General features: G+C 62.4%; 17 protein-coding genes. 6 read left to right on the top strand and 11 right to left on the bottom strand.

What is annotated here, in order from left to right; translation table 11 throughout:
• Positions 1-320 precede the first annotated feature (320 nt).
• From ACVOLL_RS18610 to ACVOLL_RS18565, 10 genes are all read right to left on the bottom strand, one after another.
• A complete protein-coding gene (locus ACVOLL_RS18610; protein WP_481514239.1) occupies positions 321-1124 on the bottom strand; it encodes a DUF4123 domain-containing protein in 804 nt (267 codons plus the stop codon).
• Positions 1125-1134: 10 nt separating this feature from the next.
• Positions 1135-3909, bottom strand: a complete 2775-nt coding sequence (locus ACVOLL_RS18605; protein ID WP_481514238.1) for a type VI secretion system Vgr family protein — start codon at positions 3907-3909, stop codon at positions 1135-1137.
• A gap of 393 nt (positions 3910-4302) precedes the next feature.
• Complete coding sequence (locus ACVOLL_RS18600) at positions 4303-4869, bottom strand: hypothetical protein (RefSeq protein ID WP_481514237.1); 567 nt, start codon at positions 4867-4869, stop codon at positions 4303-4305.
• A gap of 1 nt (position 4870) precedes the next feature.
• Positions 4871-5623: an HAD family hydrolase gene (locus tag ACVOLL_RS18595; RefSeq protein WP_481514236.1), complete on the bottom strand. Its 753-nt coding sequence runs from the start codon at positions 5621-5623 to the stop codon at positions 4871-4873.
• A 261-nt stretch (positions 5624-5884) separates the two neighbouring features.
• On the bottom strand, positions 5885-6262 hold the full coding sequence (locus tag ACVOLL_RS18590) for an EF-hand domain-containing protein (RefSeq protein ID WP_481514235.1): 378 nt from the start codon (positions 6260-6262) through the stop codon (positions 5885-5887).
• A gap of 222 nt (positions 6263-6484) precedes the next feature.
• Positions 6485-6865, bottom strand: coding sequence for a hypothetical protein (locus tag ACVOLL_RS18585; protein WP_481509780.1), 381 nt, complete (start codon positions 6863-6865; stop codon positions 6485-6487).
• A 52-nt stretch (positions 6866-6917) separates the two neighbouring features.
• A complete protein-coding gene (locus tag ACVOLL_RS18580; protein WP_481514234.1) occupies positions 6918-7655 on the bottom strand; it encodes a M15 family metallopeptidase in 738 nt (245 codons plus the stop codon).
• On the bottom strand, positions 7609-9162 hold the full coding sequence (locus tag ACVOLL_RS18575; protein WP_481514233.1) for a serine hydrolase domain-containing protein: 1554 nt from the start codon (positions 9160-9162) through the stop codon (positions 7609-7611). The genes ACVOLL_RS18580 and ACVOLL_RS18575 overlap by 47 nt, the downstream gene beginning before the upstream one ends.
• 57 nt (positions 9163-9219) lie before the next feature.
• Entirely contained in the window at positions 9220-12237 is a 3018-nt protein-coding gene (locus tag ACVOLL_RS18570) for a TonB-dependent receptor (protein ID WP_481514232.1), read from the bottom strand.
• A gap of 58 nt (positions 12238-12295) precedes the next feature.
• Positions 12296-13720, bottom strand: a complete 1425-nt coding sequence (locus tag ACVOLL_RS18565) for a transglutaminase-like domain-containing protein (protein WP_481514249.1) — start codon at positions 13718-13720, stop codon at positions 12296-12298.
• Positions 13721-13924: 204 nt separating this feature from the next.
• On the opposite strand from ACVOLL_RS18565, the gene ACVOLL_RS18560 reads away from it, so the two are divergent.
• The 5 genes from ACVOLL_RS18560 to ACVOLL_RS18540 all read left to right on the top strand — a co-directional run bounded on the left by ACVOLL_RS18560 (position 13925) and on the right by ACVOLL_RS18540 (position 20516).
• Complete coding sequence (locus ACVOLL_RS18560) at positions 13925-15379, top strand: C40 family peptidase (RefSeq protein WP_481514231.1); 1455 nt, start codon at positions 13925-13927, stop codon at positions 15377-15379.
• Positions 15376-16473: a dipeptide epimerase gene (locus ACVOLL_RS18555; protein ID WP_481514230.1), complete on the top strand. Its 1098-nt coding sequence runs from the start codon at positions 15376-15378 to the stop codon at positions 16471-16473. Before ACVOLL_RS18560 ends, ACVOLL_RS18555 begins: the two co-directional genes overlap by 4 nt.
• Before the next feature lie 1049 nt (positions 16474-17522).
• On the top strand, positions 17523-18371 hold the full coding sequence (locus tag ACVOLL_RS18550) for a MurR/RpiR family transcriptional regulator (RefSeq protein ID WP_481514229.1): 849 nt from the start codon (positions 17523-17525) through the stop codon (positions 18369-18371).
• Between the two features lie 68 nt (positions 18372-18439).
• Entirely contained in the window at positions 18440-19171 is a 732-nt protein-coding gene (locus ACVOLL_RS18545) for a L,D-transpeptidase family protein (protein WP_481514248.1), read from the top strand.
• Positions 19172-19223: 52 nt separating this feature from the next.
• On the top strand, positions 19224-20516 hold the full coding sequence (locus tag ACVOLL_RS18540; protein WP_481514228.1) for a dicarboxylate/amino acid:cation symporter: 1293 nt from the start codon (positions 19224-19226) through the stop codon (positions 20514-20516).
• A gap of 42 nt (positions 20517-20558) precedes the next feature.
• Here the strand turns inward: ACVOLL_RS18540 and yiaA are convergent, their stop codons facing one another.
• A complete protein-coding gene (yiaA, locus tag ACVOLL_RS18535) occupies positions 20559-20996 on the bottom strand; it encodes an inner membrane protein YiaA (RefSeq protein WP_296246843.1) in 438 nt (145 codons plus the stop codon).
• A 204-nt stretch (positions 20997-21200) separates the two neighbouring features.
• On the opposite strand from yiaA, the gene ACVOLL_RS18530 reads away from it, so the two are divergent.
• A complete protein-coding gene (locus ACVOLL_RS18530) occupies positions 21201-22310 on the top strand; it encodes a PQQ-dependent sugar dehydrogenase (protein WP_481514227.1) in 1110 nt (369 codons plus the stop codon).
• Positions 22311-22433: the final 123 nt, after the last annotated feature.

Here is a 22433-nt window from a genome sequence, read left to right as displayed (position 1 = left end):
ATCGCGCCTTCGACTCCCGGTCATCGCACCCAGAGGCTGTGATGGAAAAGGAAATTAGCAGCACGCAAAGCCAGCAGGCCGCACGAGGACCAGGGGTTTCGAGAACCAGAATAGATCGATTCATTGCGTCTCATCCACGTCATAGGCAACAAAGGAATCCACAAGACAACGCATACTTACCTGCTGACAACCTCCCTGACCACGATTCCCATTCGTACGCCTTTCATTGACTGTCAGCAATTCACTATCAGCTCCATGCGATTCGCCAAGGAGAGTCGATTCGCTAGAGCTAGGAAGCACGCCACCAGCCCATAAAAATTTCATAACAACCACCCTCGCGAACGCATAGCGCCGTAGACCTTCCCCAGTCCGCCTGCATCATGATCATCCTGTGATGAGCGCTCCAAGGAGGCAATGCCAACAAGCTCATCCGCAACCCCATGGCATTGCGCATATGAAATATCTTGAACGAAGTGACCATATACATGCGCGTGGTCCCGAATGAAACCGAGCATCAGATCCGCAGCCATGGCAGCCTCGAATCGCTTCATCTGGTCTGGATCCAGCTGAAGCTTTGCGGGAGATCTATCGCTTCCACCCGCGTTGCTGTGATTGGAGAAACAGATAGGATCTCCATTTCTATCAAAACTCCACCAGGCAGATACCCCAGCCATCACCTTCGTCCACTGCACATCGTGAAGCACATCACGTAGCGCGCGCAGTGCACGCGTATCTGCCCAACGCAGCAAGAAAACTTGGTTTTCAGCCGAGCGCGCCTCAAGCTGGTTACGTAAATGTTTCCTCACAGACTCCGGATCCATAACTGTGGATATGAAGCTCAGGGCTGGCACGCCTGCAAGACCTTCAGACAACAGAACTATTTCGTCCTGATCATGTATGCGCACAAGATAGGGGTCTACGCGCTCCAACCCATCGCCGCCGTAGAACCCTTCGTACAAACGCATGACCGGATAAGAAAGCTTTTCTGTCACAGCGCTCACTCGCCGATGTTCCATGGATGGATCCATCAGCGCATAGAGATATGGAGAGGTAACACGCAACTTCTCCACATGCACTGCCATCTCTTCGATGGCAGTCTCTGTTGGTTTGTCATACCAATACATATACGCCTACCTATGCCGTCTTTTTTGCCAAAGCACTGCCCGACTTGGCCGCCATCAACAGACATTCAACACAGATGCTCTGCGGAAAAGTTGGCAACGGATAGGCCTGCTGAACTGGCCCCACAAACGACTTCTTGCTCGCATGCACGGTGATCGTGCCAGGGCAATTGAAGCTGATATTTCCGCCCTCGATGGTGACGCTGGCACCGCCGGAAGTAGCGATGTGGATTGTCTTACCCGCAGCAAGCTCCACCACGCCTTGCGCACTGGCAGCCCGTAATGCCTGCCGCGATTGCATGCGCACTTCGTCATGCTGTGCCTGCACGTTCAACTCACCGGTGCCGGCCACCATGCTCAATGCGTTGCCGCCGTCCGCGCCGCCTTCAACCGCACGGGCCAACATGCCGATGGCCTGCCCTGCGTGCAGGCGTGCATTGCCCATCACCGCGGTGTCGCTGTCGCCGCCACTGGCCAGCAGCAGGCCTTCGCCTACTGACCAGTGCAGAGCTTGCCCAGCTACATGGACGATGCCGGCGGGGGCGGCAAAGCCCAGCAGCGGGTCGCCGCTGTGCGGGACGCGTCCGCTGCCTGCCGTTGGCTGGCGTTGTGCAGCTTCGGCGCTTGCGGCATCAAACCCAGCGCCCGCTACCGTGGTCTTGGCACTGGCCAGCATTGCGGCCAGCGGCGCCTGATCCGGCACGATGCTTGAGCGGTCTTTGCCGCGTGCGCCTTCCTTCATCACCAGCGTGCTGGTCAGGTGGGTGCGTGCGGCTTGGCTGAAGCTTGTGCTGAGGCTTTGTAGTTGGTTGAGCAGGGCCGCTGGCTGCACGGCATCGCCAGCGGGGCTGTTGCTGCGATGGGCATAGGCGCTGAACCAGCCACCCGCAGTTGCCCGCACCGCACCCCACGCATCACTGCGCAGCTCAAAGCCGGTACCGCGCAGGCTGCCCAGATGATTGTCTGCCTGGTGCCGCAAATGCCCAAGGGTCAGCTGTGAGGTTTGCTGGCTGCTGGCCAGCTGCACGCGCAGCTGTTGGTCGCTGTCGTCAAACAGCAGGTGATTGCTGCCCTGGCCGCCGCGCCACTCACGTGAGCGGATGCCCCAGACAGCACCGGCATTGCGATGCGCGTCGTCGCCTGCGCCCGCTGCGTGCCAGGCCGGGGCGTGGCCGCCACATAGATTGCCTTGCGCGCTACTGCGGTGGTCGCCCGCCTGTGCAAACACGCTGGTATCGGTCTGGCCTTCGGCACCGGCAGGGGTTGCTGCAATGCCGCCTTCGCCGCGACCGTTGTACAGCGCACCCAGCACCACCGGCCGATCGATGTCGCCGCCAATGAAGCCGACCATCACCTCCTGGCCAACCCGCGGCAGGAACTGGCTACCCACCCCTGGGCCCGCATAACGCTGGGCTACGCGCAGCCAGGTGCTGTTGTCCTGATCGGCCTGGAAGTGAAACCGAACCTTGATCCGGCCCAGCGCATCGGCATGGACGTCCTCACCTCCGGATTGATCCGCAGCGACAACCACTGCGGTCTGGTAGCCCGGCGCGGTCGGCCGTGGATTCAAGCGCGCGCCGGTTTCATCTTCCAGAATTGGCCGCCAAGGCAATGCATGCTCGGCCGCTTTGAAGCAATTGGCGTAGCCGGTTTTCTCGGATTGCGCCCAGCACAGCGGATTTGCGCCGGCCGCTGGTGCCGCACCCAGCGCATCCTCCAACTCGCGTCGCAGGTCGGTCGGCAGGTTGTTGACGCCTGCGTGTTCGACATCCACCAGCAGCAACTCTGGGGCTGTTGCAAAAGCCGCGTTGTGCACACTGAACCACGTGCCTGATTGGAAGCCGCGCACATTGCCGCTGCCATGCCATTGCCGACGATGCGCTTCGCGTGCCTGCGCCTGCGCCTTCGCGTAGTGGTAGGCCGCATCACCATCATTGAACGCATAGGCCCCAACTGCGTCGTAGCTCTCGCGTTGCGAGCGACCGCCGCCATCCATCGGTAGCTGCACGGCAATGCTGCTGACCTGCCGATAGTCATAACTCAGCAAGCTGATGGCAGTACTGGCCAGTTTCTGCCGGCGGATCAGGGTTTGAATGGTGTCGCTGGTTTCCGTGGCATCACTGCGATGGAAGCGAACGCCTACCGCTGCGCTGGCAGCGTCCTCGGGCAGGGCAATGCTGTCAGCAAAGATCTCCATGCCATTGCCGCAGCGCGCTTGGTCATCGTTGTACAAGCGCCACCCCAGGCCTTCTTCGGCCAGAACGCGCTGCAGGAATGATAGATCGCTTTCACGATACTGCACGCAGTAGCCGCGCACGCGCTTGCCAAGGAAGGCATCGCACTCTGCGGCCCAGCGCCAACGCGCCAGCGCGCCGTGTTGGCCAAGCACCGTATCGACAATCTGCCGCACGCTCTGCTTCTGGAAGGCACGGCTGCTGCGCGTGTGCTGCAACCACCAGGTCCAGGACGCCAACGAAAGACGGTAGCGCACCAGTCCACCGTCGCTGCCCAACCGGTGCGCGTGGTGAATCAAACCGCTGCGCTGCCACGTACCGCCGTCGGCAGTGCGGGTCAACAAGCTGGCCGGAGTGCCAAGCAGGTCGGCCAGCACCAGACTCTGATCGGTGGAAAGCAGATCCACTTCAGTGGTGCCGTGGCTGCACAGCGCATCGCGCGCCCACCATCGGTCCACGACGCAACCGACGATGCCTTCGGACTGAAACCGGTACAAACGCTGCGCATCGCTCAGTCCAGAGACCTGCGCCAGCAGATTATTCAGCTGATCCATGCTGTCCCCCCATCCTTGGGGACTACCCACCAAACCAGTGGGCCGTTGTGGAGTTAGGTGCGGGGGAACCTACCATGTTTCATGGCCGGAGCTTACGGCCGGCCATTTGGGAATGGTCTCAACGCGAGGGCGCCGATGAGGCCTTGAAGGCTGAAAGTCCCCCGATCGGCGCTGATATGCGCCGCCGTTGGTGCACCAGCACGCGACCACAGGCTAGCCTGGGCGTGCTGGTGCGGGTGGAAAACGAGTGCGGGTGCGCACCCGCTCAGGGACTGGCGCCGCTATCCGGACTACAACGTATGGGCCCAAGCTGATCACATCACCGGCTGATCACACCACTTGTCCGGACAACGCCTACCGGCAAAGGAACAGAACGCAACGGTTGGCGCGAGCTCAGTTGGCCTTGCGCGCCGCCGCCTCGCGCTGGGCGCGGTCGCCGAGCTGGCGCTGCAGCAGCGGGTCCAGCGTTATCGGCCGGTCCCAGTGGTCGAAACTGGCGACGATGGCGTGGCGCAGGGCGCGCCAGCGCAGGTTGTCCGGCGGCGGCTGCAGGCCAGCCAGCACCTCTTTCCAACTGGCTTCGGGTTGCTGTGCGCGGGCCTTCACCGCGGCGCGGCAGTTGCTGCCGTTGAGCTTGCCCCAGAAGCAGGCCAGATAGACATCGCCGGGCTTCCAGCCATGGTCCTGCAGCAAGGCCTGCACATAGCCCGGGCGGGCGCTGGCATAACGCGCCAGCTCATCGACGAAGGCTTCCGGGTAACGCGCGGCATAAGCGTTGATATCGACCAACTGCTTGTCCACCCAGGCGTCACCGGTGGCCGGCGCGTAGACCTCGGCCACCCCTGCCGCTGGTGGCTGTTGCGCCAACAACGGCAGTGGCAGCGCGACGGCTGCCAGCAATCCAAGCCGCAGCAGCAAGCCTGAGCGACGTGGTGCTTGCCGGGAGCCTGCCGCGCTCACCTCAGTTGCCTTGCGCCGCTGCGGCCTGCGCAGCGACGGCGCGTACGGCTTCCGGCCACTGGTGAGCGGTGTCGGCGTGGTGCAGGCGCGGCTCTTCCGCGGAGACACCGTGTTCGGCTTCGTGCGCCCAGGTCATCGCGTACGGGGTGTGGATGCCCCAACCGCCCAGCCCCAGCACCGGCTCGATATCCGAGCGCAGCGAATTGCCGATCATCACGAAGCGCTCGGCCGGCATGTTGAACTCGGCCAATACCTTGGCGTAGGTCGACTGGTCCTTTTCCGAGATGATTTCGATGCGCGGGAACAGGTCCAGCAGGCCGGAACGCTCGATCTTCTGCTCCTGATGGAACAGATCGCCCTTGGTGATCAGTACCACCGGATATTCGGCAGCGATGGCAGCCACGGCTTCGCGGACGCCATCGATGACATCGACCGGATGCTCCAGCGTGCGGCGGCCGATCTCGACGATCTGGCGCAGGTCGTGCGCGGAGATCTTCTCGTCGGTGAGCTCGATGGCCGCTTCCAGCATCGACAGGGTCATGCCCTTGGCGCCGTAGCCGAACACGAGCAGATTGCGGCGCTGCACCTTGAGCAGGTGCTGGGCGGTGCCGGCGTCGTGCAGGTCGATGTAATTGCTGAGGATCAGGCCAAATTCGTGCTCGGCCTTCTGGTAATAGTCTTCGCTCTTCCAGAGCGTGTCATCGCCGTCGAAGCCGACCAGGCCGATGGCGGAGGGGGAAGTCTGCATGTTCATGCCGCACAGGATAGCAATCTGCCCTGAAGTGAATAGGGGATTGCGTCTGGAAGGTGCGGTTTTGCTGACTGGGATGGCAGCTCAAGCAAAGTGCAACGGCAAGAGCACCCCTCCCCGGCCCTCCCCTTGCCTGCAGCAAAGGGAGGGAGAAAAGCGGGCGCTCTGCGCTAACCGGCAGCGCCGGAGTTCAGCCCCCTCCCTTTGCCGCAGGCAAGGGGAGGGTTGGGGAGGGGTGCTCTTTGAGCCCTACCCGGTTACCAATTACTTCTTATGCGCAGCCGCATAAGTCCGGTACTCATCCGCCGTCAGCTTGCCATCCTTGTTGCCGTCAGCCTCATCAAATACCTGCGCCAAACCAGCGTTGGCCTGCGACTCGGTCTTGCTGATGACGCCATCACCATCGGCGTCAACATCTGCCCAGCTCTGGCCGCCACCCGCCGCTGCCGAGGCCTTGGCAGCGCTGCTCGATGCGCTGGCTGCGGCGCTCTGCGCCTGTGCGGCCGAATCCTGTGCTTCTGCAGCCTGTGCCTGCGCGGCGGCGGCCTGATCCTGTGCGTCCTGGGCCATGGCCGGCAGTGCAAGCGCGGAACCAACGATGGCAACCAGGGCGAACAGCGGGGTGCGATTACGTACGGTCATCAGGTCTTCCTCGTGTGTTGGCAAAAGCGCGGAAATTCCGCACACCCCAACCCTGACAAGCTGCGCCTGAATCGCTTGCACCCCTGAAAACCGCAGCGAACATCCTGTTAACCACCTGCACCGGATCAGCGGCTACCACCCCTGTTAGCCATGCATGAAGTGAAAGTAAGCCGATGATTAGAGCGTTCCAAGCATCGTGCTTATCGATGCAATGCCGGTGTCTCAAGCATCATGCGTGGTGTCAGCCAGCGGTTGCCGCGAACTGAACAACAACCAACCCAGGCCGACGCCAACGGCTACACCGATCAACTCGAACAGCACGCGCGTGCCCAACTGGTCCGGATCATGGATCGAAGCCAGCGCCAACTTTGCGTACAGCGGCGACTGCAGGTTGACCATGCCCAGCGAAAACAGCTTCCAGCCATCCACGCCCGCAGCAATAGCCGCCGCTATCAGTGCGGAATAGGCGATGGCATGGCCGTGCCTCAGCCCTGCACGCCGGCACACCTGCCACCACAGTGCAAACACCACAAAGCCGATCGCCAAGGCGATCAAGCCAGCTTCCAGCGAGCCCAGCAGGCCGTAATGCAGAACCAGATTCATGGGCGCAGCGCGATCCATTCAGGGAACCGCAGTCTAACCGCCCCTGCCCCGTTCAACGCACCGGGAAGTCATAGGCGGTGGTCGGCGTGGGCTCGGGCTTGAAAGTGTAATGCCACCATTCCATTGGATAGTTGGCAAAACCCTGCGCCTGCATCGCATCCAACAGCAGCTGTCGGTTCTGCTTCTGCGCCGCGCTGATATCGGGATTGGCGGTATGCGCCAGCACATCGAAGCGATCGAATCCGGTGCCCATGTCCAAGGCGGTGCAGGGCATGCTGCGGCAATCCAGCACGCCAAGATCCACCGTCGCTGCGCGGCTGTGGCCAGAGGTCTCGGCGATATAGCCGTCGAGCAGGCGGCTCTTGTCGATATTCGGGTAATAGCGCTGCTTGGCGATCTGATCCTTGCCATCGTGCACCCAGGCGACAAAGGAGATCACCGAATGCACCGGCCGATAGCAATCAAACACCTGCAATCGATAGCCCTGCACGCGCAGCCCGCGCTGCACGCGTGCCAATGCCTGCGCAGCCGGCTGCAACAGATAGCAGCGCGGTGCTTCGTAACCCGGCACGACGCGGCCGGTGAAGTTGTCGGTGCCGGCGTAGCGGATATCCAAGGCAATGTCGGGGGCCAGCGCGGTGACATCGACGATGCCTGCCTGTTCGGGCGTCTTTGCCGCCGATACCTGCACCTGCTGGGCAAGCGCGGTGAACGGCAACAGCGCCAGCAACAACGGGAGCGATTTAGTGGCAATCGCCACGACGTTGGAATTCCAGATCGGGGTAGTCATAGCTGAAGTCGATATCCGGGTCGATGGCACGTAGATGCAGCAACGGATGTTGCGCGTCGCCAGAAAATTCCAGCCAGGCATCGGCATCTTCGCCCAATCCCTGCCAGGCCACATACCAGCGTTCACCAGTACGCATCACCTGCCCGCTCATGCGCGGCGACTTGACCGAGGCGAACTGCAGCGTGCCATCACGCGGACACAAGGACACCTCGCCGAACCACAGGTCTTGCCAGATGCCAGCTTTGCTGCCGAACTCCGCCGGCGTGGCCGCACGTGCCTTCGGCAATGCAGGCCGCACGTGCCCTGCCGAACGGCGCTGCGCGGCCGCGTCGTCAATCAACCTGGCGTAATGCAGCACGTCATTGTTCGCCGCCGGTGCGGTGTAATGCTTGAGCATGGCCTGCATCAGCGCCGTGCGTGCGTCCTCGCCTTCACCGTTGATCAGGATCACCACGCCGGTCTTGCGATCCGGCAGCAAGGCCAGCGATGAATACATGCCGGACAAGGTGCCGGTGTGCGCGACCTTCCACTGCCCGTCCATATCCGACAGACGCCAGCCATAGCCATAGGCGTAGAAGTGCGTGTTGTCCCAGTCGCGCAGGCGCTGGCTGATCGGCATCGGCATATGCGCCGTCCACAGCGCACGCCGCTGGGTCGCATCCAGCCAACCCGGTGCCTGCGCCGGGTCCAGCAGCACCTGCATCCAGCGCAGCATGTCGTTGAGGCTGCAGCGTACTCCGCCAGCAGCCATCGACGGAAAATCGGTGACCTGTGCAGGATCACGCTCGGCGGCAATGTTGCGTTTGCCATCGCGATGATGCGGCTGGGCGATATTGCCGAGCGCCGCCGGTGACCATGCGCCTACCTGGCAGCGCTGCATGCCAAGCGGTTCGAAGATTTCCTCGCGTACCAGCTGCGAGTACGGCTTTCCACCCGCAGCTGCGGCGACTTCGCCGGCCACCACATACATGAGGTTGTCGTAGGCGTACGCGCTACGGAAGCTGCCGGTCGGCTTCAGGTGCGCGAGACCGGCAATGATGTCGTTGCGATCAAATTTGTTTGGTTCGGGCCACAGCATCAGATCGCCTGCGCCCAGGCCGAGGCCGCTGTTGTGGATCAGCAGATCGCGCACCTGCATGTTGCCGGTCACCCACGGGTCCTGCATGCGGAACTGCGGCAAATGCTTGTTGACTGGATCATCCCAGCGCAACTTTCCAGCCTGCACCAGCCGCGCCAGCACTGCCGCCGTCATTGCTTTGGTGTTGGAGGCAATCTTGAACAGGCTGTCGTCGTTGATTGCAGCGCCTTCGCCCACGGCCAGTTCACCGCGGGTGATACGCCGAACCACCTTGCCATCCTCGATCACGCCCACCGCAATTCCGGGCAGCTGATAGCGCTGCATCGCCTGATCGACTAACGCGTCCATCCGCGCGTTGTCGGCGTCAGAGGCGAGCACCGGATTTGCCAGAAGCAAGGCAACGGTGGCCGGCAAGAGTCTCAATCGCATCATCACGCTCCACAAAAGCGAACGGCCCGCCGAAGCGGGCCGTTCTCACACACTACATCAGAAGTTCCAGTTGACCATCAGCTGCGCATAACGCGGTGCCTGCCAACGGGTCCCGGTGCCAAAGGTGTCACGCATGACACCCGGCTGGCCTTCGTAACGGGCGGCCACGTTGATCACTTCCTGAGTATTGATCAGGTTGTAGATCGACAGGCTGGCCTTCAGGTCAATGCCCTCGACCGGCAGCGTCCAGGTGACGGTTGCACCCAGGTTGTAGGTCCATGGCATGCGGCCGAAATCACCGCGCGGCGAGTACTTGTACACGCGGTTCTGCCACGGGCCAGCGCACTTATCCACGCACAGCCAACCAGTGCCACCACCACTGCCAACACTCGTGTAACTGGCAATTGCGGCATTTTCATCCGGCCAGGTCACACCGAATGCGGTGATCGGACCACCGGAAAGTGCGGTAAACGTACTGCCGAACGACCACATCTCATTGAGCTTGTAGCTGGCGCGCAACTTGATCTGGTGGCGATGGTCATTGAACAGATCGCCATAGCGCTGGTTGTTGGCAGGGTGATCCCAGTGCTGGACCATGCCGGTGTCGGCGTAGTTGGTATCCGAGTTGACCGGACCTTCGTGGTTACCCGATGACTTGGACCACAAGTAAGACGCGTTGAACGCCCACTTGTCGTCCCAAGCGCGATCGACCTGGACCTCGATCGACTTGTAGGTACGCTTTGGCTTGGAGTAGCCGATGATCTTTTCGCTGCCGGCCATGATGTAGCCCTCCTTGGAGGTGTCGATCGTGACCCAGCCATCTTCCGCGCAACCCTGCGCCTTGGTACCCCACAACGTCAGCTTGTCGCCCGGGTTTGCAATCGGCCACAAGTTGCCATGGCGCTTGCCACACAGTGCGTTGATGCGCATGTCATCCATCGCATTGGGCATGCGCCGGTAGGTACCGGTGACGCCCCACGACCATGCCTGGTTGATCATGGACTGGAAGCCGAGAATCGCTTCGTCCTGGTACACCGCATCCAGATCGCGATCCACGCTCTGCCGCAGGTCCTGCACGACGATGTTCTGCGACTGGTCGACCGGGCCGATCTGGGCACCCACGACCGGTGCCATATACGGCGCACCGGTGACAGGGTTGGTCTGCTGACGCCAGCCGTCCAGCGCGTAGTAGGTGTACTCGTCGAGCAGACCGCCTGCGAAGTTATAGCTCAGGATGCTCGGGATCGGCATGTAGTAGCGGCCGAGGTTACCGAACAGCTTGGTGCTGCCATCGCCCTTCATATCCCAGGAGAAGCCCAGACGCGGCGAGAACAGATTGTCCTGCTTGGTGAAGGTGGTCCCCACCGTGGTCATGTTCTCGAAGTTGTCCATGCGCACGCCGAGGTTCAGCATCAGGTGCGGGGTGACACTCCAATTGTCCTCCAAGTAGAACGCGCTGGCCTTGATGTCGAACACACCACCATCGGCGCGCTCGCGCGCACGCAGGATGGCATTTACGCCGCCCGGAACGACTGCACCGTTATCAAGCAGATTGCCCGGCTTGGTGCCATAGGCGGTGTAGTACTTGCGGGTTGGGCCCGGGTACCTCGTCTTGCGGTCGGTAGTCATCAGCTCGTGATCCCAACCGAACCGCAGCTGGTGGTCACCCAACATCCACTCGAAGTCCAGTCGCTTGGCGATGCGCTCATCTTCATGATCGACGACCGTGCCACCCGGATGGCAGCCAAGCACCGGGCTACCCATCGCGCGATAGGTTGCACCATAACTGGCGTTTTCATAGGTGACGTAGTCGCACAGCGAATCGGCCGGCGAGCGGTTGTAGCTGCTGCTGCGGTTGATGCCGTACATCGCCTTGGCGGTGAAGTTGTCACCGAAGTGACCGGTATAGGTCACCGAGCCGCTGGTGCCACCACTGGAGGCGGTGGATTGGCTCGGCGCACCGCTGCCGATGGTCGCGTTGGCGAAGTTGTAGGTGTAGATGTCGGAATCAGTATCGCCCTTGTCGGAAAACGCCATCAACTCCAGCAGGTGGTTGTCATTGATGTTCCAGTCCAGCTTGGTGCCCCAGAAACCGTTGTTCGACTCGGCCTTGGTCAAGCTGTTGCCTGCGGGATTGGTACTGGCGGAGCTGTCGTCGCGCTGCTCATACATGGCAAACAGGAACAACTTGTCCTTGATCAGCGGACCGGATGCCCAGCCGTTTGTCTTGGTGAAACTACGACTATCGTGGCTGGAGCGGACATTGGTCCTGCCATCCTTGTAGTAATGATCGTCAGCTTTCGAACGAAACGCAGACGGTTCGAAAGTGACCGACACGCCACCCTTGAGTTCATTGCTACCCGAGCGGCTGACCGCATTGATCACGCCACCGGTGGAGCGACCAAATTCGGCCGAATAGCCACCAGTCTTGATCTGGAATTCCTCGAAGAATGCGAAAGGCGCGCTCGAGAAGCTCTGCCGCTTGTAGAAATCAGTGACGTTCAAACCGTTGATGAAGATCGAGTTCTCGGCCACCGAAGAGCCGCCAAACGAGATGCCGCCGAACGACGAATTGCCACCGATCACGCCTGGTGCCAGCATCGCCACCGAGGACAGGTCCTGCGGCACCGGCATACGCGCGAGATCTTCGCGATTGATATTGAACGAGGACTCCGTGGAGTACACGTCCACGCGATTGACGATCCTCGAGCCGACTACCTGCACCGAATCCAGGTTGACCGCGTTGCCCGCGCTACCACCCAGATTGACGTTGGTGGTGCCGCCCAGCGACACGTTGACGGCAACCGGCTCCTTGTCGACTTCCCCGTCCCGCTTGACCTGCAGGCTGTAGTCGCCCACCGGCAGCTGGCTCAGGCGATACGAGCCGTCAGCGCCCACGGTTACGGTACGGGTCAAACCCGTCGCTTTGTTCACCACGGTGATCTGGTCACCGGAGCTCGCGCGACCAGCAATTGCACCATTCGCACTCTGTGCCATCACGCTCGGCGCCATCACGCCAAGACAGGCACCCAATGCGACGGTCAGCGCCGCCCTTTTCAACGTTTTCCTGTTCATCCCCTGCTCTCTCCTGCAGATGTAAATCGATAAGTAAGACAACGGTTACGACGCTCTATTACTTGGACTCCGGCGCCAGAACCTGCGACTGGAAGTCGTATTGCCACTGGTTGAAGTAAAGGTTCCCCCCTTCCCACTCAACCTCACCTCGTTGCAGATCAACGGTCTCCGAGCGGAAGTGCTGCTTGGCAGGCACGAACGCGCGTGAGTAGTCATCGTTGAACGCGATGCGGTAGGCATCCAGCCCGCCGAAATAGAAATTGCGTTGCTCGGGCTGGTCGCTGTCCAGTGCGCCCGTGCTTACATCCATCGGCACCCAGCCGTAGGGCGCAAGATAGAGCGCGCCCCAATCGTGCAGGTTGTTGTAGCCGACCTCGTTGTCCGAATACACCATGCCCGACTGCCAACGCGCCGGGATGCCGTTCATGCGCAGCAGCGCGATCAGCAGCAAGGTCTGCTGGCCGCAATCGGCATGCCCGGCATGCAGCGCGTAGTCGGAAATATTGCTGATTGTCGAATACTCGCGGGCGCCGCCCCACGGAATCGCATCAACTGCGTCGAACAACTTCTTGGCGACGCGGTAGGGATTGGTTTCATTGCCCACCGCCTTGCGCGAGAACTCGCGCATGGCCGGGGTGAACACCACATGCGGTGCGCGCTCAGCCAGATAGGGTTGCAGCTCTGGGTCTCGCGGCGTTGGCAGCACCTTGTCCGGGTCGATGATGAAACGACGCGCGGAGATGGTGAGCTCGTAGCTGACCGAGAACTCGGTGGGCGTGCCGGCAACGGCCTTGCGCTCGAGGTAGGCGGTACGCTGCAGCGTATCTTCGGGTGCGATCTGCGCACCTTGCGGCACGCTGGCCAGCCATTGGATGTTGTCCTGCTGGCCGGGTATCGAACGCGGATACGGCAGCCAGGCCCGCACCGTCTTTCCAGCCGGCACCGCATCGGCGTCGACCTTGATGGACTGGGTGATGCGCACACGACGCGGGCTGATGCTGGTCTGGCCGCTCTGCTCCGATGCCTTGATCACCTCGACATGGTGCGAGCCCAGCCGTTCATACGGGCCGGGCCGGGAAACGCGCTTGTCCGGCGGCCTCCGGTTGGACGCCTCGGTACTGAACAGGAACAGGTTGTTCGGCGCGCGCTTGAACCAGCGGCGCTGACCATCGATGTCGAGGTGTTCGATTAGGCCAGCGTCATCCCAGGCCTCGAATTCTTCATCACGCAGATCCGGCACAGATTTGCGCACCGCAGCCTTGGCCTGCGCTTCGTCCAGGGTGAAATCCAGGCGAATGCGGCGTACGCGCTCCTGCTGGAACAGGTAGGCGGCACGGCTGTCGGCATCGGTGCCGGTCGCCGCCAATGCCTTGTCGATCTCGGCCTGCGCGCCGGCAAAATCGCCTCGATCCACACGCGCCGTCACCTCGGGCAGCGCCATCGATGGAGCCTCCCCGGCATAGCCAATACAGACCACCCCCATGCATAGCGCAGAGGCAAGGACCGTACGGGCGAACGGGGCGCGGGCAAAGCGGGCAGAATCGGCGTTTGATGCCACGGCAACACTTCCACGTGCAGGGTGGTTAACGCTGTGTAACACGCACCCGATAGTCGGTCAATAATTTATTCTTGCTTTCGACGGAGAAAGGAATAAATATTCCTGAGCATCAACGAGGGGAGCTTCCCAATGCTTGCTTTGCCGCCGCTATCCCAGCGCCGACGCCTTGCCCCGCTTGCGCGGGCTTTGATCCTCGCCACGGCGCTGTGCGCCGGGCCGGCTTTTGCGCTGTCGCGGGTGCCTGCGGCAGCGGTTACGCCCTCTTACGCAGGCATCATCGGGCTGGAAGAAGCCCTGCTGACGCCGCAGCCTTGGATCAGCAGGCTGCCAAACGCTGACGCCGTGATCCTGGACCGCGCCGCCATCGAGGCGCAGAACACACGCATGCGCCAGCTCGATGCCTCCATCATCGACCTGCATAAGCTGCCCGCGCTACTGCCACAAGTATTGGTCCGCGAGCAGATCAACGGCATCTCCAAGGTTCCGACCCGCACCCTGTACGACGTGCATGGCAAGCAGGTCACGCTGGCCCAATTGCAGGCGGTGACCGCCAACCTCGGCCTGGACGCGATTCCCGCCACCCGCCCGATCCAATACGGGCTGGTCGTGCACCGTGCCGCGCTGCGCGCCTTCCCCACTGAGCTGCGCGTATTCAGCAGCCAGGGCGATACCGATATCGACCGCTTCCAGGAGTCGGCACTATTTCCAGGCGACGCGGTGGCGGTGCTGCATGAAAGCGCCGACGGCAAGTGGGTATTCGTTGCCAGCGAGCGCTACGCGGCGTGGATGGAGAAGCGCTTCGTCGGCGTCGGCAGCGCCGAGCAGGTGTTCGGCTACGGCGCCAAGGGCCCGTACCGGGTGATCACCGCCGGCAAGGCGTTCACCGCACACACCCCGGAAGAGCCGCGCGTCTCCGACCTGCAGTTGGAAATGGGCGTACGCGTGCCGGTGCTGGCCGACTGGCCGGTGATGGAGCCGGTCAATGGCCAGCAGGCGCATGGCGGCCATGTGATCCAGCTGCCGGTACGCAATGACGACGGCAGCCTGGCGCTGGTGCCGGCCCTGCTGCCACGCACGCAGGAATCGGCCAGCGACTACCTGCCGCTGACCCAGGCCAACCTGATCACCCAGGCGTTCAAGTTCCTCGGCGAACGCTATGGCTGGGGCCACTCCTACGACACCCGCGACTGCAGCGGCTTCGTCTCGGAGATCTACCGCAGCTTCGGCGTGCTGCTGCCGCGCAATACCAGCGCGCAGGCGATCAGCCCAGCCTTGAACCGCGTGCGCTTCACCGACAGGGACAGCAAGGCCAAGCGCAATGATGCGATCGCCAAGCTGCAGGTCGGCGACCTGATCTACATCCCCGGCCACGTGATGATGATGCTCGGTGAAGCCAATGGCATGACCTGGGTAATCCACGATACTTCCGGTGGCAGCTGGTTCGACGCCAGCGGCAAGCGCGTGCATGCCAGCCTCAACGGCGTATCGGTGACCCCGCTGCAGCCGATGATGGCCAGCGACACCGCCAGCTACATCGACCGCATGACCAACATCCAGCGCATCCGCCTGCAAGACACCAAATGAAGATCACCGACATCGAACTTGGCATGCTCCGCGTGCCGCTGAAAACCCCGTTCAAGACCGCGTTGCGCACCGTGGAAACGGTGGAAGACATCGTGGTGATGGTACGCACCGACACCGGCAACACCGGTTACGGCGAAGCCCCGGCCACGGCGGTGATCACAGGCGACACGCACGGCTCGATCATCGAGGCCATCAACAGCTTCATCAAACCCCGCCTGATCGGCGAGGACATCAGCAACCTCAACCGCATCTGCGGGCTGATCCAGACCTCGCTGGAGCGCAATACCAGCGCCAAGGCGGCGGTGGAAATCGCCATCTACGATCTGTGGGCACAGCTGCATAACGCACCGTTGTACCAGATGCTCGGCGGCGGCGACCCGGTGATCACCACCGACATCACCATCAGCGTCGACTACATCGACAAGATGGTGGCCGATTCATTGTCGGCGGTGGAGCGCGGCTTCGAGTCGCTGAAGATCAAGGTGGGCAAGGACATCGGCCTGGACATCGAGCGGGTAAAGGCCATCCACGCTGCCGTCGAAGGGCGCGCCCTGCTACGTCTGGATGCCAACCAGGGCTGGACCGCCAAACAAGCGGTGTATGCGATGAACGTGCTGGAGAACGCTGGCGTCGTGCTGGAACTGCTGGAGCAGCCGGTGAAGGCTGCCGACATCGCCGGCATGAAATACGTCACCGAGCGCGTCAACACGCCGGTGATGGCTGACGAAAGCGTGTTCAGCCCGCACCAGGTCTTCGACCTGATCCAGCAGGGTGCAGCCGACATCATCAACATCAAGCTGATGAAGACCGGCGGCATTTCCAACGCCATCAAGATTGCCGATATCGCCTCGTTGTACGGCGTGCCATGCATGATCGGCTGCATGCTGGAATCCAGCATCAGTGTGGCGGCGGCAGTGCATCTTGGCGTGGCCAAATCCGGCGCGATCAGCAAGGTGGACCTGGATGGGCCGTCGCTCAGCCAGTTCAATCCGGTGGTGGGCGGTGTGATCTTCAACGAATCGGAGATCAGCATTACCGACGCACCGGGTCTGGGCATCATCGAGGTGCGCGGGCTGGAGATGATCAAGCCGTGATCACGCAGGCGGCGGCAACCGGTCTCTCCTCGGTTGCCGCCGCTGTGGTCGCGCATGTGGAAACAACAGCACCGGCAAAGCCCGGTGCTGTTTTGTTTTGGAGGGAAGCACCCCACCAACTCATGAAAATCGGCCCCGCCATTGAAGTTGAACCCGTCATTCCCGCGAAGGCGGGAATCGCTCTAGATCGTGCATTCGCCCCCTCCCTTGCGCGCAGCGCAGGGGAGGGTTGGGGAGGGGTAGCTTCGGCAGTTGCTGTTGCTGTTGCTCCAGCTTTTGCCCCACCGGGTCCCCTTCCGCAGCGACGCAGCCGACGGAGAAGACCCCGCAGGGGCGGCGTGCATGGATGCACGTCGTTTTTCGACGAGACAGGGACGTCTCGTCGAAAAATCCCGGCGGCGGAGTGGACCCGCGACGCGCAGCGGCGTGGGCGCGGAGGCAGGGTGTGCTTTCTTTTGGTTACCTTTTCTTTGCACAAGCAAAGAAAAGTAACTCGCTCCCCAAAGGGGAGTGAAAGCTCTAGCCTTGGCTTTAACTTGAACTTGTGCTGTTTGAAGGCAACAGAAGCAAAGGCAGAAGCAGAGTCAAAGGCTTTCGCTCCCCTTCGGGGCGCGAGCGCACCTTTCTTTGCTTGTGCAAAGAAACGTGGCCCAAAGAGGCGCCTTTTCAACAGCCGAATGGCTGGTCAAGCACACCCTGCCTACGCGCCTTCCGCGCTACGCGCTCCAGGCCCACTCCGCTGGCAGGATTTTTCGACGATACAGGGATGTATCGTCGAAAAACGACGCACATCCGTGTGCGTCGTCGCCCCGTTCGGGGTCTTGTCTGCCAGCTCCGTCGCTGCGGAAGGGAACCCGGCGAAGCAAGAGCTGAAGCAACAGCACAGGCGAAAGCCCAAAGCGCCCTCACCCCAACCCCTCTCCCGCTTCGCAGGAGAGGGGCTATGGAGCAACAGCCAAAGCAGTAGCCAGAGCAGCCAAAGCAGCAGCGACGCTCCTCTTTTCAGCGCAATCCCTTAAAGTCTTCAGCAGATACATATCAATACGCCCATGCCACCTCTGGTAAAAATCCGCTCCGAACGCGAACAGATGTCGGCCATCGAACGTCGCATCGCCGACTTCATCCTCGACAACGCACACCTGCTGCGCGATTACTCCTCGCAGCAGCTCGCCAATGCCTTGGATATCAGCCAGTCCAGCGTGGTCAAGTTCAGCCAGAAACTCGGCTTCAAAGGCTATCCAGACTTGAAATACTCGGTAGGCGCCGCCGTCGCAGCCGCCGGTAACGGCGAAAGCACCAACTGGCCACCGGAGAACCAACCCGGCGGCTACCTGCTGGTTGCCGAAACCCTGCGCCGCGCCAAAGCCGCTGCCGAAGAAGAAACCATGGCCGCCAATTCGCAGGCCGACGTTGAAGCCGTCATCGCACTGGTCGACACCGCCCCCAAAGTCTTCATCTACGGTTTGGGCGACGATGGCCTGTATGCGCGCGAGTTCGCCATGCGCCTGTCACTGCTAGGCATCCTTACCGTGCAGCAGGCCGATCCCATCCTGATGATCGCCAACCTCTCTGCCGCCCGCAGCGGCGATGTGCTGCTGGTGTTCTCCGAGTTCGGCAAGCTGCCGCAGCTATGGCAGTTGTCGCGGCAATTCCAGGAAGTCGGTGGCAAGGTCGTATCGATCACCCGCCATACCGCCAATCCGCTACGCGCGCATGCAGATGCCTCCTTGGCCATCTGCGCGCACGACCCGCAACCCCCCATCGCGCAGCTGCTCTACCGTAGTTCGCTGCAATACCTGCTGGATTTCGTGTTCGTGCTGCTGTGCCAGACCAATCCCGATCGGCAACGGCAGCTGGCATTGAACCAGGAACGCATCCAGCACCTGATCGACATCTGACCACGGGAACCGTCGCCATGCTCATCTCGTTTCAACGTAACTTCCGACACCTGCTGGGCTGCGTGTTGATGGTCATCGCCCCGGCCAGCATCGCCGCACCGCTCGCTACTCCAGTACACAGTGCCCGCCAACTGATCGTCGTCACCACACCCAACTGGGACGCGACCAACGCCCACCTGCAGGCCTTCGAACGCACCGCCGGCGGCTGGAAGGCCCACGATGCCGGCTTCGATGTCAGCCTGGGCCGCAGCGGCAGCGCCTGGGGCATAGGCGTGCATCCACAACAGAAGGATGGCCCACAGAAGCGCGAAGGCGATGGCCGCAGCCCGGCTGGCATCTTCAACATAGGCCCGGCCTTCGGCTATGCCGAGCACATCACCAGCGCCATGCCCTACCAGCCGATGCTGGCCAGCAGCTATTGCATGGATGTACCGGCCTCGCCGCTGTACAACCAGATCGTCGATGCCGCCAAGGTCGGCGAAGCCGCAGTCAAGGGTTCGACCGAAGCCATGCGCCTGGACCTGCACAACAATGGCGACCGTCGTTACCGCGAAGGCTTCGTCATCGAGCACAACCCCGCTGCGGTGCCCGGCCAGGGCAGCTGCATCTTCGCCCATCTGTGGCGCCAACCCGGCGAAGCGACCGCCGGCTGCACCGCGATGGAGCCAGAGCGCATGTCAGCCTTGCTGGAATGGCTGTCACCCGAGGCCAAGCCGCTGTTCGTGCTGCTGCCCGAGGCCGAGTACGAACGGCTGCGGCGCAGCTGGGGCTTGCCTGCACTTTCAGAAAGCGCCCGTTGAGCATTTGTCCGGTTCCGGGCATCTTCCCTTCCTTTAGCCAAGCCTTCTCTTCATGACCGACAGCGCACCCGCAAAATCTTCCAAGGTCTCCGCGCCAGTCAAGGTGCTGATCGCGCTGGTGCTGGCCGCCATCGTCGGCCTGTCGCTGACCGCCTATGACCAGGCGCTCGCGCTGAAGATCGCCGACGTGCTGCGGCCAATCGGCCGACTCTGGCTCAATGCCCTGCAGATGACCGTGGTGCCGCTGGTCACCGCGCTGGTCATCGTCGGCGTCAATACCGCCAGCAATGCGGCGGCGTCGGGACGCACGGCGCGCAATGCGATCATCGTGTTCCTGATCCTGCTGGTCGGCTCGGCCGCGTTCTCCGCCGTCATCACCCCATTCCTGCTGGACCTGCTGCCGCGCGATGCAGACAACATCCAGGCCTTCCGCGATGCGCTGCGTTCGCCGACAACCGCGGCGACGCCGTTGAGTGCAGCACAGTGGATCAGCTCGCTGATTCCCAGCAATGCACTGGCAGCGGCCGCCTCCAGCGCGATGCTGCCGCTGGTGGCCTTCGCCATGTTCTTCGGTTTTGCGCTGAGCCGGCAGGAGCCGGAGCGCCGCGACCGCATCCTGGACATCATCCGCATCATCGCCGACACCATGATCACCATCGTGCGCTGGGTGCTGTGGGCGGCACCGGTAGGCGTGTTCGCGCTGGTGTTCGTGGTCTGCGCCGAAGTTGGGATGAGCATCATCGGCGTGCTGGGCTATTACATCGTGCTGATGTGCGTGATCTACATCCTCATCACACTGCTGCTGTACGTGGTGGCACGCTTCGCTGCGGGCGAGCCGTTCGGTCGCTTTGCCCGAGCACTGGTGCCGGTACAGGTGATTGCCGGCAGCACGCAGTCCTCGCTGGCCTCGCTGCCGGCAATGATCGACAGCGCGCGCAATCGTCTTGGCTACCCGGCGGCGTTGACCTCGCTGGTGCTGCCGATGGCGGTGTCGCTGTTCCGCATCACCAGCCCGGCGCAGTACATCGCCGTGGCCAGCTTCATCGCCTGGCTGTACGGCATCGACGTGCATGCATCGCAATATGCGGTGGCAGTACTGCTGGCGGCAGCGATCAGCATGGGCTCGACCGGCCTGCCCGGCCAGGCCAACTTCATGACCAACAACATGCCGATCACGCAGAGCCTGGGCCTGCCGGTGGAACCGCTCGGCGTGCTGCTGGCGGTGGATACCATTCCCGATGTGTTCTGCACCATCGGCAATGCAACTGGCGGTGTCACCGCCACCGGCATCGTTGCCCGGCACACGGCGCAGCATCCGGAACAGGATCAGACCAGCGACAGCTGATTGCCTGCAGCCACTCCCGCCATCGGCGGGAGTGGCGCTCAATCATTCCTGCGGCGGCAGCGGCGGCGTGCCATAGGCAGCGTCGGCCGCCATCACGTCGCGGGTGTTCTTCTGCACGGCAACAGCACCAAACAGCGACAACGCGAACGACATGCCGTAGAAACCCTTCTCGCTGAGCAGCAAGGTGGCATTCCACAGGCCAACCAACAGCAGCAACAACGCGCACAACAGCGCAAACCAGCACAGGCTGTAATACAGGCTGCTTACCGGGATGCCCTCCAAGCGGTCACGCACGCTCTTCTGCAGCGATACCGCCGAGAACAGGCCGAACAGCAGCAGGGTCAGGTAATAGCCCTTTTCGTTGAGCAGCATCTGCGCATTGAACAGCCCGACTAGATACGCCACCGCGCCCAGCAACAATGCCGTCCATGCGGATGCGATGAACGCGGCGGAGGGGCGATAGATCTGTTGTTTCGTCATGAAAACTCCTTTTCTGTAGATGCAGGGGCGCCAGTTCCACAGGCGCTCGGCCGCTACGGTAAGCGATTCCGTGCGCCAGTCCCATCCCCCGAACGGACAGCATCGGCCGCCATGGTGTACAACCCTGCACTGGTATCGCATCCCGCTTCCGGAGACCTCCATGCCCCGTACCCTTCTGCTCAGCATGAGCCTGGCCCTGGCCCCGTGCTGTTCACCAGCGCCTGCGCCGCTGATCCCGATCCGGCCGCCGAAGCAGCAGTCAAGCCAGCGCAATGGCCGTTCACCGCTACCGAGGTGGCCCGCTTCAATGAGCCCTGGGCCATGACCTTCCTGCCTGACGGCAGCCTGCTGGTCACCGAGAAGGCCGGCAAGCTGGTCCACTTCGACCCAGCCAGTGGCAAGCGCGGCGACGTCAGCGGCGTCCCGACCGTGGCCTATGGCGGTCAGGGCGGCTTTGGTGACGTTGTTGTCCATCCGCAGTTCGCCAGCAATGGTTTGGTCTACTACAGCTACGCCGAGGACGGCGCTGATGACACCCGTGGCGCCGCCGTGGCCCGCGCCAAGCTGGTCTTGAACGCCGACGGCAGCGGCGCGCTGAGCGATGCGCAGGTGATCTGGCGGCAGACGCCAAAGGTAACCGGCCGTGGCCACTACGGTCATCGCCTTGCGTTCGGCCCGGATGGCAAGTTGTGGATCAGCTCCAGCGAGCGGCAGAAGTTCGACCCGGCGCAGGACATGAAAACCAACCTGGGCAAGATCATCCGCCTCAATGATGATGGCAGCGTGCCGGCCGACAACCCGTTCGTGGCGCAGGGATCGCCGGCCGATCAAGTGTGGTCGCTGGGTCATCGCAGCGTGCTCGGCCTTGCCTTTGACGGCAACGGCAAGCTGTGGGAGCACGAGATGGGCCCGAAGGGCGGCGACGAGCTGAACCTGATCCAGCGCGGCGGCAACTACGGCTACCCGATCGTCTCCAATGGCGACCACTACGACGGTCGCCCGATCCCCGATCACGACACCCGCCCGGAATTCATCGCCCCGGTAGTGACCTGGCGGCAGGTGATTTCGCCGGCCGGTTTCATCATCTACAACGGCAAGCAGTTCCCGCAGTGGCAGGGCAGCGGTTTCATCGGCGGGCTGTCGTCCAAGTCGCTGGTGCGCGTCGCGTTCGATGGCGACAAGGCCCGCGAAGCCGAGCGCTTTGACATGGGCAACCGCATCCGCGAAGTGGAGCAAGGCCCGGACGGCGCGCTGTGGCTGCTGGAAGATGGCGCCAATGCAAAGCTGTTGAAGCTGACGCCGAAGGCAGACTGACGCTCCCGCTTCCTGTAGTGGGGGGGGGCGGCGGGGCCCCGGGTGGGGGTCGGCTTGGGCGGCGGCGGGGGGGGGGGGGCGCGGACTGCGAGGGGTGGTCAGGGTCGGCGGACGCGCGGGGTC

The sequence above is a fragment of the Stenotrophomonas sp. STEN035 genome (assembly GCF_056759935.1).
Note: the sequence above shows the minus strand (reverse complement) of the source record. Positions and strands in the feature narration are given on the sequence as shown.